This is a genomic window from Paraniabella hibiscisoli (assembly GCF_022512515.1).
Classification (GTDB): Bacteria; Bacteroidota; Bacteroidia; order Chitinophagales; family Chitinophagaceae; genus Niabella; species Niabella hibiscisoli.
The window spans coordinates 1,168,234-1,185,160 of sequence record NZ_JAKWBK010000001.1 but is presented as its reverse complement, the minus strand read 5'-3'; the positions used below and the strand labels follow the sequence as shown (position 1 = coordinate 1,185,160).

Annotated in this window: 16 protein-coding genes and 3 pseudogenes; 14 read left to right on the top strand and 5 right to left on the bottom strand. The window is 42.7% G+C overall.

What is annotated here, in order from left to right; translation table 11 throughout:
• The first annotated feature begins 88 nt into the window (after positions 1-88).
• From MKP07_RS07690 to MKP07_RS07680, 3 genes are all read left to right on the top strand, one after another.
• Positions 89-241 carry a hypothetical protein gene (locus MKP07_RS07690; protein WP_240846389.1) on the top strand — a complete coding sequence of 51 codons (153 nt, stop codon included), beginning with the start codon at positions 89-91 and terminating at the stop codon, positions 239-241.
• A gap of 75 nt (positions 242-316) precedes the next feature.
• Positions 317-1,078 carry a hypothetical protein gene (locus MKP07_RS07685; RefSeq protein WP_240846386.1) on the top strand — a complete coding sequence of 254 codons (762 nt, stop codon included), beginning with the start codon at positions 317-319 and terminating at the stop codon, positions 1,076-1,078.
• A 26-nt stretch (positions 1,079-1,104) separates the two neighbouring features.
• Positions 1,105-2,091, top strand: a complete 987-nt coding sequence (locus MKP07_RS07680) for a DUF6620 family protein (RefSeq protein WP_240846383.1) — start codon at positions 1,105-1,107, stop codon at positions 2,089-2,091.
• A gap of 61 nt (positions 2,092-2,152) precedes the next feature.
• Here the strand turns inward: MKP07_RS07680 and msrB are convergent, their stop codons facing one another.
• On the bottom strand, positions 2,153-2,719 hold the full coding sequence (gene msrB / locus MKP07_RS07675) for a peptide-methionine (R)-S-oxide reductase MsrB (RefSeq protein WP_240846380.1): 567 nt from the start codon (positions 2,717-2,719) through the stop codon (positions 2,153-2,155).
• A 152-nt stretch (positions 2,720-2,871) separates the two neighbouring features.
• Here msrB and MKP07_RS07670 point away from each other — a divergent pair.
• A pseudogene (locus MKP07_RS07670) lies at positions 2,872-3,455 on the top strand (adenylate kinase).
• A 58-nt stretch (positions 3,456-3,513) separates the two neighbouring features.
• On the opposite strand, the gene MKP07_RS07665 reads toward MKP07_RS07670, so the two are convergent.
• Positions 3,514-3,945, bottom strand: a complete 432-nt coding sequence (locus MKP07_RS07665) for a viral A-type inclusion protein (RefSeq protein WP_240846377.1) — start codon at positions 3,943-3,945, stop codon at positions 3,514-3,516.
• Between the two features lie 308 nt (positions 3,946-4,253).
• Here MKP07_RS07665 and MKP07_RS07660 point away from each other — a divergent pair, with 308 nt between their 5' ends.
• The 4 genes from MKP07_RS07660 to MKP07_RS07645 all read left to right on the top strand — a co-directional run bounded on the left by MKP07_RS07660 (position 4,254) and on the right by MKP07_RS07645 (position 8,672).
• Complete coding sequence (locus tag MKP07_RS07660) at positions 4,254-4,514, top strand: hypothetical protein (protein ID WP_240846376.1); 261 nt, start codon at positions 4,254-4,256, stop codon at positions 4,512-4,514.
• 121 nt (positions 4,515-4,635) lie between these two features.
• On the top strand, positions 4,636-5,613 hold the full coding sequence (locus MKP07_RS07655; RefSeq protein ID WP_240846373.1) for an OmpA family protein: 978 nt from the start codon (positions 4,636-4,638) through the stop codon (positions 5,611-5,613).
• A 116-nt stretch (positions 5,614-5,729) separates the two neighbouring features.
• A complete protein-coding gene (locus MKP07_RS07650) occupies positions 5,730-6,881 on the top strand; it encodes an ATP-binding cassette domain-containing protein (RefSeq protein WP_240846370.1) in 1,152 nt (383 codons plus the stop codon).
• A gap of 18 nt (positions 6,882-6,899) precedes the next feature.
• A complete protein-coding gene (locus MKP07_RS07645; protein WP_240846367.1) occupies positions 6,900-8,672 on the top strand; it encodes a hypothetical protein in 1,773 nt (590 codons plus the stop codon).
• Between the two features lie 13 nt (positions 8,673-8,685).
• On the opposite strand, the gene feoB is transcribed toward MKP07_RS07645, so the two are convergent.
• The 3 genes and pseudogenes from feoB to MKP07_RS07630 form a co-directional block, all read right to left on the bottom strand.
• On the bottom strand, positions 8,686-9,909 hold the full coding sequence (gene feoB, locus MKP07_RS07640; protein ID WP_240846364.1) for a ferrous iron transporter B: 1,224 nt from the start codon (positions 9,907-9,909) through the stop codon (positions 8,686-8,688).
• Positions 9,837-10,301, bottom strand: coding sequence for a hypothetical protein (locus MKP07_RS07635; protein WP_240851116.1), 465 nt, complete (start codon positions 10,299-10,301; stop codon positions 9,837-9,839). Before MKP07_RS07635 ends, feoB begins: the two co-directional genes overlap by 73 nt.
• Positions 10,199-10,788: pseudogene (locus MKP07_RS07630) on the bottom strand (FeoB small GTPase domain-containing protein). The gene MKP07_RS07635 and the pseudogene MKP07_RS07630 overlap by 103 nt, the downstream one beginning before the upstream one ends.
• A 159-nt stretch (positions 10,789-10,947) precedes the next feature.
• On the opposite strand from MKP07_RS07630, the gene MKP07_RS07625 reads away from it, so the two are divergent.
• The 6 genes and pseudogenes from MKP07_RS07625 (at position 10,948) to MKP07_RS07595 (ending at position 16,903) form a co-directional block, all read left to right on the top strand.
• On the top strand, positions 10,948-11,391 hold the full coding sequence (locus tag MKP07_RS07625; RefSeq protein ID WP_240846362.1) for an IPExxxVDY family protein: 444 nt from the start codon (positions 10,948-10,950) through the stop codon (positions 11,389-11,391).
• Between the two features lie 11 nt (positions 11,392-11,402).
• Positions 11,403-11,634: pseudogene (locus MKP07_RS42235) on the top strand (4a-hydroxytetrahydrobiopterin dehydratase).
• Between the two features lie 290 nt (positions 11,635-11,924).
• Positions 11,925-12,746, top strand: coding sequence for a SurA N-terminal domain-containing protein (locus MKP07_RS07610; protein WP_240846355.1), 822 nt, complete (start codon positions 11,925-11,927; stop codon positions 12,744-12,746).
• Positions 12,656-14,062 (top strand): peptidylprolyl isomerase, encoded by a 1,407-nt coding sequence (locus MKP07_RS07605; protein WP_240846353.1) that lies wholly within the window; start codon positions 12,656-12,658, stop codon positions 14,060-14,062. Before MKP07_RS07610 ends, MKP07_RS07605 begins: the two co-directional genes overlap by 91 nt.
• Before the next feature lie 96 nt (positions 14,063-14,158).
• A complete protein-coding gene (locus tag MKP07_RS07600) occupies positions 14,159-14,665 on the top strand; it encodes a DUF2480 family protein (RefSeq protein ID WP_240846352.1) in 507 nt (168 codons plus the stop codon).
• Positions 14,666-14,863: 198 nt separating this feature from the next.
• On the top strand, positions 14,864-16,903 hold the full coding sequence (locus MKP07_RS07595; RefSeq protein ID WP_240846349.1) for a M43 family zinc metalloprotease: 2,040 nt from the start codon (positions 14,864-14,866) through the stop codon (positions 16,901-16,903).
• Positions 16,904-16,927 lie beyond the last annotated feature (24 nt).

The following is a 16,927-nucleotide window of genomic DNA, read 5'->3' as shown; positions in this document are numbered from 1 at the left end:
AAAAGGACTTTCTTTTTTAGAAAAGCTAAAGGCAAAAGCGCAGGCTCAGGAGAAATATGGTGGTGAACTAAAGGCGCAGGACGCCAATATGGGTGCGAATACCTGTCCTAACTGTGGCGCTGGCAGGGCTAAAGAAGATGGGGTAACCCATTGCGCTTATTGCGGTCATGCCTTTATGCAGGTAAAGCTTACCGACGGGCTTAACATTAGAAAAGAGGATAATTCGAGAGAGAACCAGTAAAATATTTTTGAAAAATAGGGACATGTTACATCTTTTCGGCAAGAAAAATACAGGAGACGGATACCCGAAGAATGGATGCAGCAAACGGCTCAAATGAAAGAGCGCTGGTTTTCGTTTCTTCAAAAGCTGGAAGACCGGATGGAAGAGTTATGCTCTGCCAGTGTAATAGAGCTAAAGGCGATGAGAGATCAATCGGGGGATTTGTTTGATCGGGACATCTACCAGGTGCAGAGCGGCATTGCAGGCCAGCTATCGCAAATGGATCAAAAAGTGAGGGAAGTGTATGAGCAACAGGTATACCCGTTTTATAAACAGCTATTAAATCAACTGGATGATGCCAGGCTGCCCGGCGCTATGGCGTATAATTTCAGGGAACTGTGTAGTGAAAGACAGGACCAGTTTGAGGCAGTACGTGATCAATGGCGAAAACAGTTAGATGAAGCCGTTAAACCAGACAATGAAGCAACTTACAGGCGTATATTGGAAGAACATGAGCAGGTAAAGGATAAATTTAAATGCCAGCAATGCGGTGCAGCAATCAGTGTAGATAAAATATACTTTACGCCTGTGTATTTGCAATGCCCTGCCTGCAGCACGCAAAATACTTTTCGACCCAGTTCGCTGGCGCAAAGTCTGCCACATTTGGCCAGAACTTTGGCTGAGGAGCGAACGGCACACCTGTTGGAGGAGTATAATATCAACCCCAGCCCTGAACGCTATCGCCATTACCTGCGTGCTATGTTTGATGAATGGAACAGCATTGTTCCGGACATGACCCACTCCAATGAAAAATTTTATCAGAGGCTATTGGCCGACTTTAATAATACCATCGCATAAATTTTTAACGAATAAAACAAGATCCTATGTTTAAAAAGTTTTTTAACAATTTAATGGGCAACGAAGAAGAAAATAAAAAGAAGGAATCGGTACCTTATAATGCAGGCGCACCGGTAAACCAAAACTTAAATGAAGAAATTGAAGAAGATGAGGACGACGAAGATATAGCGCAATACCAGTTTGATCCGGTGACGCACCACGGAACGCATTACGATCCACAGGATTTTGAAGCAGCGGCCAATAACCTGTACGAGCACTATCTTGACGGGGAAGATGAGCCTTTAAGCCAGCAGGATAAGAATAACTTAAAAAGAGAAGCGTATAGAAAAGTTTATATGGATTGGAACGGTCATGACTTTGACCAGCTGGCCAAATTTGAAATGGCTAACTCTCTTGAGTTAACAGGATTTGTTACATCAGGCTTCGACCAGGTGAAAGAAGAAGGTAATGCTTTATATGAGCCTATCCATGGCATTTCCTTGTATGACTATGCAGCTATTGCCCACGGCATGACACAAGGAATAGCTGAAGCAGAATTGTTGAAAGCTTTTGGTATTGATAGCACTGTTTGGGGCGAAGTAAATGTGCTGTGGCCCGAGCGTATGAAAGAAGATCCTACTTATGGCATTATGGCTAAGTATGGGGAATATTTTGCTGCTGCAGGCCAGCACCCTAAACTTGCCGGTCTTACACCGGGCATCGGTTCCGGCTCTACCAACAGTAATTTGGAAAAACTCAAAACAGACCGTTATTTCTACGAGGAGCTTTGCGGTGCGAGAACAGCCGCTTATGAATATGGATTAGATGGCGCGCAGTGGATTGTAGATAATTATGGCATTAACCTGGCCGATTTCCAGGCGGTAGCAATGGATTGGATGACACAACAAAACCAGGACTTCAATTCGGAATCAATCAGGCATTATATGGACTACCAGGAGGAAAAAAGAAAGGAGTATGCGCAGAAATTTGCAAAGGAACAAGGCGGCAATGTGGCAGACGACATTGAATTTTAGAAAAGAGCTATAAAAAGCAAATGCCCGGAAACTCCGGGCATTTGCTTTTATCTGATAATAACTACTTTTTATCTTCTTCTTTATACTTTTTCTCAGCTTGCTTCGCTTTTTCAAAGTCGAGTATTACACCATTAATGCAATAGCGTAATCCTGTAGGAGGAGGTCCGTCATCAAAAACATGTCCGAGGTGCGCCTCACAACGACCGCATTCCACTTCGGTACGTACCATGCCATGGCTCTTATCTTCCTTGTAAATAATACTTGTTTTGCTGATGGGTTCATAAAAGCTGGGCCAGCCACATCCACTTTCAAACTTCGTGTCGCTCTTAAAAAGCGGGTTTCCGCAGGCGGCGCAATAATAAGTACCTATTTCTTTAAAATTTTCGTACTTGCTGGTCCAGGGTCTTTCCGTTCCCTTCTGACGGGCAATATAGTAAACATCTTCAGGCAATACTTTTTGCCATTCTTCATTACTGATTTTCACTTTTGATGTGTCAGTACGTGAGTAAACAGAGTTATTGTCTTTATTCATTTTTGTTGTGTCTTTAGCGTTGGATGATTTTGTTTGAGACTGGCATTGATGAAATACGCAGCAAACGCTTAACAATATCAGTAAAAAATACTTCATATCTGGTAATTTAAACAAATAATACGTATAAAAAGTTGCCGGGGATTGCGTCATAACGCAATTTTCACATTTTCCAATAAAACTCAAGGTAACCGCATTAAATTAGTTTTGATACGTATATTTGTTGAGTTACATCAAAACAATTTACGTAAATGTTTAATTTAGTTTTATTTGGCCCTCCCGGTAGCGGCAAGGGTACACAGGCTACCAATCTTATTGAAAAATATAAACTGGTTCATCTTTCTACAGGAGATTTACTCAGAAGCGAAATAGCGAATAAAACACCATTGGGTGTTGAGGCAAAAAAATAATGGACGCAGGACAATTGGTGCCAGATGAAGTGGTAATCGGCATTATTGATAACTGTTTGGAAAAAAATGCGGGAGCCAATGGCTTTTTGTTTGATGGCTTTCCAAGAACCATTACACAGGCAAAGGCTTTGGATAAATTACTGGAGCTGAAAAAGAACCAGATCAATTTAGTGCTGGCCTTGCAGGTAAATGAAGAAGAGTTGGTAAGAAGACTTCTGGAGCGTGGCAAAACTTCCGGCCGTTCTGATGATACCAGCGAAGAAGTGATCCGGAAACGATTCCAGGTATATACCAACGAAACGGAGCCGGTAGCTCAACACTATAAAGAAGGGGACAAGTTTAAAGCCATTCCAGGTGAGGGTTCGGTAGACGAGATTTTTGCGAACCTTAGTACAGCTATAGACGAGTACAATAAAGAAGCATAACTTCTTGTTGATATATTTTTGAAAGAGCCGGGTAATTACCCGGCTCTTTCAATTTATACTATTTAGCCAGTACCGAATCGGCCTTGGCAATACTCGAAAGCACAATTTCCTTCATTTCGTTTACCGACGCCAACTGTATCTTCAGGTAATCAACCCTTGCCGGCTCATTATCCTTCAAAGAGTCGTACTTAAAACCTTCCATCCACTCATGCATCGCCACATCAGCATAGCTTAAGTTTTTCAAGGTGCTATCCAGCAATGCTATACGGCTGGTATTGCCGCTGGTTTTTTTCAATGAGTCAATTTGTGATTGAACATCTTTCTGCAGGCGCTGCAGCTTCATGATTTTAGGCATTGCCACATCATGGCCATCCAACACCTGTTGCAACAAGCTATCTGATAATGATTTCTGAGGCTCAGCATCAGTTGATCCACCACTATTACAGGCTGTGGCTAAAAGGGCAATAAGAGCCATACTATAAAAACGCATAATCAAAATTTTGACAAAAATAGACATATAATGTCTTGGGCATTTAAACTTTAACACAATTGTCACGCCTATCTGAACCACATGATCATGTAGTTTTTAGAAACAACGAGGTCTGCTACATTTGACGATCAGGAATCTTTTAAAACAAGTGTTTTTGCCGGCCTACCTAATTTAGGGTATAAGGCTAATCAGGGCTGCTAATAGAAGTATTTTTACCAGGTATTTAAAGCTAAATTATTATGTGTAAACATGCGATAATACAATCCAATACACTCACATTTTCTTTAGGCACAATAAAAATTAAACCGATGAAAAGAGTCATTATTACCAGTATTATTTTGCTGCTCAGCTTTGGTATAATCAATGCCCAGATCATTGATCCCAAAAGGGCGGCCAGGCGCGCCGCAGAAAACCGGGCGAACCAAAAAGTGGATCAGGGCATAGACAAAGGCCTGGACAAAGTAGAAGAAGGGATTGGAAATATTTTCAAAAAGAAAAAAAAGAATCAGGAAGTAGCTCTACTGGTAAGAAAACATCTTCATCATCGCAAACGGAGGATAACGGGGTGATTCAGAGGAGTCTTCATCAGGTAATTCTGGTAATGGCTCTGGTAGTTTTTCAAGCTACAGCAAATTTGATTTTGTACCCGGTAACAAAGTAATAGCGGTAGAAGATTTTAGCCAGGACGCTTTGGGTGATTTTCCGGCCCGCTGGAATACCAATGGCGCAGGAACTTTGTCGAAGATCAATAATCTACCCAACAAGTTCCTGATGACCAATACCGAAACGGTGTTTTACCCGGAATTTGTATCTAACCTGCCCGAAAATTTTACGCTGGAATTTGACCTGGCCAGCACCCCTAAATTTAGTTTTTACAGTGGCTTTTTTGTTATTGGCTTTACTGATGGGAATGTTGGCAAGAACTGGAGAACCTTTCAGAAATATGGCAATAAGCAACAAGAGAGTAAGTTAACGGTTGAGGTGGCCTTACATCCTACGGGTGCGGGCGGTCAAAGAGGAATGTCAGTATTGTACTCCGGCGGCAACGGCCAGGAAAATGTCAAGAATGAGATAGAACAAAAGTCCTTTGCTACAGCGCCCGGAAATACTAATGTGCGGGTAAGCATCTGGAGGCAAAAGGGCCGGTTGCGCGTATACGTAGATGAAGCCAAAATATGGGATATTCCCCGGGCTTTCACGGATGGCATCGGTATATCTTCTTTGTACTTCAGAAATGACGGTCCGAGCTCAGACGCAGATCAATATTTTATGAGTAATATCAGGGTTGCCGTGGGGGCACCCGATACACGCAGCAAGCTTATAACAGAAGGAAAATATGTTACTACCGGTATTTTGTTTGATGTGAACAGTGATAAGATAAAGCCAGCCAGCTATGGCGTATTAAAGGACATAGCAGGTGTTTTAACAGAGAATGAAGCCGTTAACGTGAAAATTATAGGCCATACTGATAGCGATGGCGACGATGCTGCGAATCTCAGTCTTTCTAAAAAACGGGCAGAGGCAGTTAAAAAGGCACTGTCTTCGCAGTTTGGGATCAGCGATAGCCGAATGACCACAGATGGAAAGGGTGAGTCTCAACCGGCAGCACCCAATACTACCGCCGAAGGCAAGGCCAATAACCGGCGAGTAGAGTTTATAAAGCAGTAAATATTTGTCTGAGCAATATAAAATGCCGGGTACAAAGCCTGGCATTTTTTGTTAAATGTTTTCTCCATAAAGTGATATAATCATTGGTGGTGTATATTTGGTAAAACAGATAAGCTATGAGGAAACAGGAGCTCCGTGCTGCCGAAACGCTGGATTTTTTGGAAAACAATGACACTAACCTGGGCTTCAGGCGCTTGCTGGACTGTGTGGCAGATACCCAGGATATGGAGTTGTACCAACAGGCGATTGCACTAACCGATTGGAAAGAACAGTACCCGCAAGAACAGGCAGCATTTATTGAAAAAGCAAAAGATCTCTTACAAAAAACAAGCGCCATCAGTTTGCAGGAGCAGGATATTGACAGGCCTGTGGTAGTTGCCGATGACATCCGCAAACAATACAGAGCAGGAGGTTTTTCCTTAGGCCCGATATCCGTAAGCATAAAGAAGGGACAGGTGTATGGGCTGGTGGGGGAAAATGGAAATGGGAAAACTACTTTACTAAGATTGCTGGCCAAAGAACTTCAGCCTGGTAGTGGCAGCCTGAAATTTGATTTCGGCACCGCAATTAAAGATGAGTTCGAATTAAGAACCAAACTGGTATATATACCGCAACGCACAAAAAAGTGGTACGGTAGCTTAAAAGATAATTTGAAGCTCGTTTTATCAAGTTACCATTATCCGCCGCAGGAAAATGAGCCTCGTGTATTACTAATGATTGCCCGGCTGGGCTTGTGGAATTACAAACATCTCAAGTGGCACCAGCTTTCATCGGGCTACAAAATGCGATTTGAACTGGCCCGAACCTTACTGAGAAAACCAGAGCTCCTATTGCTGGATGAGCCCCTGGCTAATTTAGATGTTCTGGCGCAGCAGATCATTCTCGAAGACCTGAAATCGATCGCCAACTCTGTTAATAATCCCATTGCGCTGATCTTAAGCTCTCAGCAGCTTTATGAGGTAGAAAAAATATCAGACAAAGTGATCTATCTTAAAAACGGGCAATATTCCGACAATGAAATACTGGCGGGGCAGCAGGCCAATCATCTTATTGCTGAAATAGAAACAACCGCCAGCCGGGAACAACTGAACCAGGCGTTTGAAGGCCTTGCTCCTCAAAAAATGACCTATAATGGAGGCGTATATATTGTTCATTTCGATGCTTCCATAAAGTTTGACGAAGTGCTTTCTGCCTTGGGCCGGCAGAAAACGGAAATAACTTATATCCGCAATATTTCGCATTCAACACGCCAGTACTTTGTAGCCTGATACTTTTAAAAAACCGAAATGAAAAATTGGATCAATAAAATAGACAAGCAACTGCTCGAACGTTTTCCTTTATTATGGATAACCAGGGCGCCATGGGTTTTGCTGGTTTCCCTTGCCATACACGGGATCTTTTTTGCTTTGGGATGGAATGTATTTAAGAACCCCTTGCTATTACAGGACTATAATGCCGATGATATTTATATCAAAAACGGCATATTGTTATTGAGCATTATTTGTTCGGTGCTTATTTTGGTGGTGTGGCTGATTGTATTGTTCAGGCATAATGCCTTCAAGAACTTCTACCCTACCAGCCGGTGGCAGCTTTTTTCATCCTTTGTAATATATGTCATTGTCTTCCTGCTTTCATCCACCTTTTACTCCTCCTATCAAATGGGATACAAGGGATATATCAGTGAAAAATATACAGATGCTGTTTATAATAAAAAGCTGGATCAGGCCAACCTGGCCGCGGCATTTTTATCCTTCAACCAGGAAGACTATACGATTGACAGGAGGAGATATCCCGCTCCTTTTGATACACTTTATTGCGAAGTAGGCGAAGCCTTTATTGATTTTTCTAAGCCCTACCTCAGCCGTTTTACCGATGAGTACCAGTTTTACACTTTGAGGAAAACAATTAAAAAAGTATCAAGAGACGAGGGTGTAGCAGACGAACTGCCGGGTCACCTTTATTCAGAAGCGTTTAATGATAGCACATGGGCGGTTTGGGATAAGGATAAAGTGGTAGATGTATCATCTCTAGCGACAGCCGAACCAAGTTATTTCAATTATTCGAGGGTGTTATTTACTGAAGGATACTATGATGAGGGACCGGCTATTTATGTAAAGGGCACACCCCGTTTTGATGAAAACCAGCAGAAATCACAAGCCCTTAGTCAACAGCTGTATCAGCTTCTGAAGCGCAATAGTGAGGAGGAAATCCATCAGCTGTTTTCTTCTTTTTTGGCAACGGCTAAAGAGTTCAGGATAGGAACTAATCTAACGGTTAAAAACTGGTTACCATTGATCAACCGCGACAGCTTTGTTGTTAAAAACTTTGTGTACAATGGAGATAATATGCCTGATAACCGTGAGTACAATGAAGAGGTGGCTACAGCAGTAGACGCTGTTGCTTCTGTATCAGCCTCTTCCGATTCTCCCGTCGAAGGAGTCAAAAGCCTGAAGCAGGAGTATTTTGAACAAGGAAGAACCCAACTTTATTTTGATGCCAATGCTCTTAAGAATGTATTTGGAAATATAGATTCTATCAAGAGCGACAGTTATTGGGCGGTTCTCTTTCAAATGCAGTGTTGGCTGGCATTCGGGTTGTCGCTGGTTCTTTTAGTTTTCAGGGCCACAGGTCTGTCATCCCTTTTATTTTCGGTAATAGCGGGCATTGTTATTGCAATTGCCCTAAGTCTGGTAGTCGTGGGCTTAAGCATTCAAAACGAGCTGGTTATTTCCTATCTCGCTTTTATTATAGGTACTATTATTTTGCTAACACCACTGATCCTACTTAGAAAAATACGGAAGAAGGTCCTCGCCGTGTTCATCAATATCACCATCGTGGGTTTCGTACCCTATATCCTGCTGATCGTAGGGATCATTTCCATGCACCAGAAAAACCATTACAGGGCAAAACTGGGCGCACTTTATTACAAACAAATGCCACCGGTGTTGATAGAACAGCTGGGGATGGATCTAAGTACCTATCTTTTAATTGCCGGATTCTTATTTATGTTTTTGTACACATCCGTTATAAAAAAGTGGAAAGCATTGCCGGAAGGATAACAGGAGTTAATCGTTATTTTAATAACTGGTAAGCTACCAGGCTCACTACGTATGCCAAAAAGGTCATGTAGGCCAACTGTATCATGGGCCATTTCCAGCTGCGTGTTTCACGCTTTACAATAGCAAGGGTGCTCATACATTGCATGGCAAAAACATAAAACAACATGAGTGAAACGCCTGTAGCCAGGGTAAACACTTTAGTGCCATCTGAAAATGTAGCTCTCTGCATCTTTTCCTGTAAAGCCAGGTTTTCCTCGCCATCATCTTCCACGCTGTAAAGAGTGGCCATAGTGCCTACAAACACCTCTCTTGCAGCAAACGAGGTGATCAATGCAATGCCGATCTTCCAGTCATAACCTAGCGGTCTTATGGCCGGTTCGATGGTTTTGCCCATAATACCCGCATAAGAGTTTTCCAGTTTGGCTGTTGCATATTGCTCTTCTATCAACGTAGAGTCCGCATTGGACTGAGCCAGTTGCTGTTCGTATTGTGCCTGTACCTGCTCCATGCGGCCAGAGGGACCAAAAGAGCTTAAAAACCAGAGTACCAGGCTGATGATCAGAATGATCTTACCTGCCTGCAGCACAAATATTTTTGCTTTTTCAACCATGGTCTGCAGGGCATTTTTCCAGCGCGGCGCGCGGTAAACAGGCAACTCTAATATGAAAAAGCTTTTTTCTTTTATCTTAATAAACCATTTCGCCACCCAGGATACTGCCATGGCAAAAACCACCCCTATTAAATAGAGTCCCATCATTACCAGGCCCTGTACGCTGATAAAACCTGCTACATAGGTTTTGGGTATTACAATAGCTGTTAAAATGATATAAACCGGCAAACGGGCAGAGCAACTCATCAATGGGGTAACCAATATCGTCAACAAGCGCTCTTTCCGGTTTTCAATATTCCGGGCGCTCATAATAGCGGGTACAGCACAGGCAAACCCGCTGATCATCGGCATTACACTTTTGCCATTCAGTCCTACAGTCCGCATCACCCGGTCGGTTAAAAAACTAATACGCGCCATATAGCCCGTATCTTCCAAAAGAGTAATCAACCCAAACAGGATCATGATCTGCGGAATGAAAATAATAATACCGCCCAACCCGGCAACCAGTCCGTTAACAAGCAGGTCGGTAAAATGGTTTTCCGGAAGTATATCGCTCAGCCAACCGCTAAAAGCAGCGGTTCCCCGTCTATCCAGTCCATAGGGTAAGAGGCCAGCAGGAAAACACATTGAAACAAAAGAAATAAAACCGTTAATAAAATAGCATAGCCAAAGTAGCGGTGCAGGAACACATTATCCAGCTTTTCGGTCAACCGTGATCTTTTTTGAGGATCAGGGAAAGTTACCGCCTGGCTAAGAATATGGTTAATACGGGTGTATCGTTGTAAAATTTCTTCTGCCTGCGTTCGGGCTGGATTAAACTGGTTATCGATCTCTGCCTGCTCAATCTTTTCCTGCACATCATTGGGTAACGCAAAAGTTTCATGATTGATCAGGTAGTGAACGGCTTCATAATCGCCTAAATGGGGAACGGCTTGTTGGGCCTGTTTAATAGCCCCGGGAGCCAGCGCCGCAATATCAATAAAATTACGGGCGGCCGGTTTGTACAATTTGCCCGACACCAGTTCAATTGCTTTCTTGAGTTCTGTAATGCCTTTGTTTTTCTGGGATTTACGGCCACCACTGGTACTCCCAGTTCCCGCTCCATTTCAGCAATATCGATCTGAATGCCTTTTTTCCGTGCAATATCCATCATGGTTAGGGCAACTACCACGGGACGTTTCAGGTCTATGATCTGAGTGCAAAAAGCAGGTTTCGCTTCAGGCTACTGGCGTCAGCTACGGCTACAATCACATCAGCTACCAAATGCACATCCTGGTTCAATAATACTTTGTAGGCAACTTCTTCATCAAGACGACGGGGATATAAGCTATAGGAGCCCGGTAAATCAATCACCTCTGCAGTGCCGTGACCCAGTGAAGTGGTTCCTGTTTTCTTATCTACAGTTACACCCGGAAAATTTCCTACTTTTTGATTTAATCCGGTAAGCGAATTAAATAAGGAGGTCTTCCCGCTATTAGGGTTTCCTGCTAATGCTATATGTAACATTGAATTTTTCAATATGTAAAACCGCAAATTTAACCGGCAATGCCCTAAATATGTTTACGAAATACGGAGATTTATAGCAACTTTAGATATTTGCCCTATTATCTTTTGTCTACCTTTACCCCCAAACTTACCCATTTGCGAACAGTAAAGGAAATATAAATGGCCGTTCTGAAATTAGAACTGGATACCCAGGAAATAATTGATAATTTTTTTGACGACACCAAATTACTAGGCATCGTAACAACAGTGAAGGACTATCGCTTTTGCTGGAACCTTAATAATTTGCTGGGACTAAGTTTTAGAATTAACCATGATATTGAAATTAACCTGAAACGTAAAAAGCGGTATTATTTTTTCAGTGTTTACGAATATCACGAGCCTAATAGTGCTCTTTGCCATTACCTGTATAATAATTTATATGATGGAGAGTATCTGTTACCGGAGTTTAAAAATCTCGATTTTTTGTGGCTCATGAAAAACGATACCGTCACGGAGGAATACCTGGATCAGATCAAAGCGATGTTGCGAAATATTCCGGGAGTACAGTTGGTTACGGAGCTCACCAATGAAAAAATAAAAAATAAAGAGTACCTTATCTTCTAAAAATCAATATTATGTGGCAGGAAGAACAGAACAAGTTGTACCGTAAATTCGAGTTTAAAAACTTTAGTGAGGCTTTTGCCTTTATGACACGGGTGGCGCTTGAAGCAAAAAATGAACCATCATCCTGAATGGAAAAATGTATACAACACAGTAGAAGTTTGGCTGAGCACGCACGATGCCGGTGATATTGTAACCGAAAAAGACCACAAACTGGCCCAAAAAATTGACGGTATCCTTCCATAACTTTGGTCAATCGCCTGTTTGGTTAGCTTTTATACCTGCTACGGCCTGTGGTAACTCCCAACACATTTATAAGGTCCGATACAGATTCTCTTCTATTATACACCGGGAACCTAACCGCAAAGATGTTATGACGCAAGGAAAATAGCGCAATACCTCTTAAAACCCATTGCGTCCGCGCCTGGACGGTTAAGCAAAAAAGTTCTAAGCATAGTGCTCTAATTTTCCACAATTTGTTGATACTTTCAAATACCCTATTTTTGCCGTCCTTTTATTTAATGTATTAATATATTATGTCGGTTATTCAAAAAATCCAGGACAAGTACGGCAAAGTTATGGCCGTAATTATTGCTTTGGCCCTAGTTATGTTTGTCGTAATGCTTGCTTTTGAGAACGGAGGTAGCCTTTTCAGGGATGACTCTGCAAGTGTTGGTAAAATAAATGGCGAATCAATAGACTTTGCAGCTTTCAATGCCCAGGTTGAGCAACAATCACAGATGATGCAGCAAAGAGGCATGGGCGCAAGTGGCGAAATGCTGAACCAACAAGCTAACGAAAGCGCCTGGAACACAGAGATCGCACGTGTTTTATTAAGCCAGGAGGCCGAAAAAGTAGGTATTGAAATTGGTAAGAAAGAGTTGAACGATCTGTTGTTTGGCGCTAACCCTCCACAGGAGTTAAAGCAGGCATTTACCGATCCTCAAACAGGAGTATATAATCCTGCAATGGCTCAGCAACAAATTAACCAGGTAAAAACAAAAGGAACTGCTGAGCAAAAAGCCCAGTTAAATGCGTTTATTGACCAGATGCTGTTTCAGCGCCTGGCGCAGAAATATGATGGACTGTTAACCAACAGCATCAATTTTCCTAAATGGATGATTGAAAAAGAAAATGCTCAAAGCAGTTTGATCTCAAAGGTTTCTTTTGTGAGAGAGCCATACACCAGCATTTCTGATTCTGCTGTAAAAGTTTCTGATGCCGATATTCAGAGCTATATCGACAAGCATAAAAAGACTTTAAACAATTGGACAGCCGCAGCATTTCTTATGTGGCGTTCAACGCCCAGCCTAACGGAGCGGATAGCTTACAGGCCCGGGAAAATATTCTGGCATTAAAATCAGCTTTTGATAGCGCCAGAAATATGAAAGATTACCTGATGACGCAAGGCGCTAACAACTACTATGATGGATATATCAGTGGTAACCGTATACAGGTTCCTATGAAGGATTCTATCCTCAGAGTGGGCGTGGGTAATATCTACGGACCTTACCTGGATGGCGGAAACTATACATTAGCTAAAATAGTGGCAGCAAGGCCAATGCCGGATACAGTAAAGATCAGGCATATATTGATCGGTACGGCTCAGGCAGATCCTCAAACGGGTCAGCAAATTCCTATCAGGGACACGGCTACCGCTAAAAAGCTGGCGGATAGTGTAGCTTTGGCTATTCGCAACGGTGCCAATTTCGATTCAATGGTTGTTAAATTTTCTACTGACCAGGGAAGTGTAAATAATGGTGGTGTGTACGATAATGTTCCATCAGGAGAAATGGTGCCTGCATTTAACGATTTTATTTTTGGAAATGCTGTAGGCGCTAAAGGAGTAGTTAAAACAGATTTTGGATACCATTATATTGAGATCCTTTCTCAGAAAGGTAGCGCAACAGGGTACAAAATTGCCTATATCAACAAGCCAATTGAAGCCAGTGAAGAAACAGACCGCGTAGCTAATGAAGCGGCAACAAAATTTGCAGCAGAAGCTACCAATCAAAAAACATTTGATGCAGCAGCAGCTAAATTGCAAAAAGAAAAAGGCATCTTTAAATCAGTAGCGCAGGATCTGCCTCCAACCGGATCTACGATCCAGGGACTGGGTGCATCACGTGCATTGGTAAAAGGAGTTTATAATGCAGATCTGGGAGACGTTATTTCTGAGCGTGTGGGTGATTTTTATGTAGTGGCTTTGGTAACTGAAATCAATAAAGAAGGAACCATGAGCCCTGCAAAAGCAAGAATGATGGTAGAGCCTTTATTGGTAAACCAAAAGAAGGCAGAGATCATCACCAACAAAATAGGAAAAGTAACCACACTGGAAGCTGCTGCAACTGCTTTGAAAAAGCCGGTTGAAGTGGCCGATAGCCTTCGTTTTGCCGGACAGCCTTCGGTTAATTTAGGTTTCGAGCCTAAAGTAATTGGTGCTTCATTTAATAAAGCGAATGTTAATAAAGTGATCAGCGAGCCAATTGCAGGTACTCAGGGTGTTTATGTAGTAAGAGTGGATAACATTGGTAACACGCCGGTACAGGCAGCTAATGTAGAGGAAGCCCGTAAAATGCGTTTTATGCAGGCTAAGCAGCAAGCTCAGTTCCAATCACTGCAGGCATTAAGAGAAGATGCGACTATTAAAGACAATCGCAGCAAGTTTTATTAATAGACGGATCAATAATAATACTCAATCCCGGCTTAGGCCGGGATTTTTGTTTTTATGTAACTGAACAAGTAGAGAAATTAATGGTTATTTTAAAGTATGGAAGAAGTTATAAGGAACAAAGTAGCTGAAAGCGGAATTATTACCCTGAACCTGGAGGATTTTTACCCGCTGGAAGAGGTGATTGTTTTTGATATCAAGGATTATTTATTTATGGAAATGATCCTGAAAGAGAAAGATTTTCGCGAGGCATTAAAGCAGCACGACTGGCAGCAATATGCCGGCAAAGCGGTGGGAGTTACCTGTACCGCCGATGCGATTGTTCCGCTTTGGGCCTATATGCTTATTATAACCTACCTGCAACCCGTAGTAAGCTTTGTGGCTGCAGCAAATTCCGAAGAACTTAAAAAGAGGTTGCTGATCAACAATATCAACGCCATTAATACAGCAGATTACCTGGACAAGCGGGTGGTGATTAAGGGCTGTGGAGACCTGGGTATTGGAGAAGAGGCCTATGCTGAAATTACCCGTGTACTGCTTCCTTTTGTAAAAAGCCTTATGTATGGCGAGCCTTGCAGCACGGTTCCTGTGTTTAAGAAGAAGTAGGGATTGATCGCCAGATTCTGATATTATTTTAAGGTACTACTTTATGCAGTATTTGTGACCGTGGTTGTTATTGCCGGATGGTTTTTGAATTGATGGTTTAAAAAAATCTGTTGTATGTAGTTATAAGGGAAAGAAGTACCTTAGCATCAGCCGTATAAATCAATCAACTCTAAATCAAAACCAGGTCAACATAGCGTCATGAGAACTTTTCGCTTCTTCCTGCTTATCAGCAGTGTATTCATTAGTACGATATCTTTTTCCCAACAGGCTGTTTGCGGATTCGATTTTGTAAACCAGCACCTGCGAAAAAACCCGGATTATGTTCAGCAACTGGCTGCAACAGAGTATAAAATACAACAGGATGTTGACCGTATTGTAAGAACCAGGGCGCAGTTTCAAAACCTGAATGTATTGCCCGGACCTGCTTATGAAATACCGGTGGTAGTGCATGTAATTGCGCCATCCAACAATCCGGCAGGCTGGGTAAACCCTACAGATCAGCAGATCATAGACGCCATCGATCGCCTGAGTGCCGACTTTGCTGCAACCAGTACGCGTAGTGTTGGGGCCTCTACCCCCATAAAATTTACACTGGCTAAAAGAACGCTGAACTGTAGCCCGAGCGATGGCATTGTAAGGGTAAATGGGGGTAATGTGCCGGGTTACAACGACAACGGTGTTGTGGTACCTAATTCGCCGGCAACTGTAGATGGAGCTGATAACGATGCCATCAGGAGCCTGAGCTTTTGGCCCAATAACCAGGTATACAATATCTGGGTGGTTTGGAAAATTGCGGCAGAGGGCCCGGTAGGAACCTTTGTGGCCGGTTATGCTAATTTGCCCTTAGAGAATGAAGGCTTTCAAAATATGCCTTCTCACTGGATGGAGGGAATGATGATCATTGCTTCTCAGTTAGTATCCCCTACCTCTACTACGCTTACACATGAGCTGGGCCATGCATTCGGACTCTACCATACTTTTGAGGGCGGTTCGCAAACCGACTGTTCTCCTATGACTGATGGAACGAATTGTTCAACAATAGGCGATAAAGTTTGCGATACCGATCCCATAAAAAACCTGTTGCAGGGAGGCGCCTGCGCGATCTTAAATACGGATCCTAATTCCTGCTACAATAATAGCCCCTACAATGGTATACAGAAAAATATAATGGGCTATGGTGGTTGTCTCGACCGGTTTACAGCAGGGCAAAGCACAAGAATGATGGCTGCCCTGAACGTTGCCCGGGGCGGATTGATGACATCTGTAGCCTCAACACCACCACCTGTAACTGCCGTTAAGGCCAATGCAACCCAGGCCCCGGCAAGCAATTCTGATGGTAGCATTACATCAATAGGTCCCAGGAACGTAACACTGGGTAATTTGACGTATCAATCTTATGGCTACAATGATGACAATCAACAATTTTACCAGGACCATTCCTGCAATTTGGGAACAACATTAGCGGCAACAACCGGTCAACAGTTAACGGTAACAACCGGCGGAGTCAACCGGCAAACCTGTAAAGTATGGATCGACTTCAACAACAATGGTGTATTTGACAGCGATGAACTGATATTAGAGAGCAATACGCCAGCGGGCACCGGTGTTTTTAGCCACTCAGTTGAGATTCCGGTAGCCAAATTGACGGCGGCAGGAACTGCCAGAAACGAGCTACTGCGCATGCGGGTAAGAGCAGATTTTATCAATAACAGCAATTTCGGACCGGGTGGAGCATTACTTGTTGGACAGACAGAAGATTTTTGGGTGAGCATTGATGGGGCATTACCTGTTGTTTTTAATGGAGTGGCCGCAAGAATAAAAAATGATCAACTTTTTGTGGACTGGAAAACAGCAAGTGAAACGAATAACGATCACTTTTTTGTAGAAGCATCTTTTGATGGTGAAAACTTTGCCCGCATTGCTAAAGTAGATACAAAGGCTGTAAACGGAATATCTGCTTCTTCGCTGAGCTACAATATTTCTATAGATAATAAAGGAACAGTTGTTTCCCTGGGAGCCGCTCTGATTGCAGCGCTCTCCTTATTTAGTTTCAAGCGGAACAGAAAATGGATGCTACTGACTGCTGTTGTTGCAGCGGGAATCTTCGTAGCCTGCCAGAAAAGAGATCATGCAGGAGCCAACAGCAACGATAACCATGTTAAATATATAAGGATTGCACAGGTTGATAAAGACGGTACCATCCAATTCAGCCGTTCGGTTTCGGTGATTTCAGAATAAACAATGCATCAATATAATACGGCG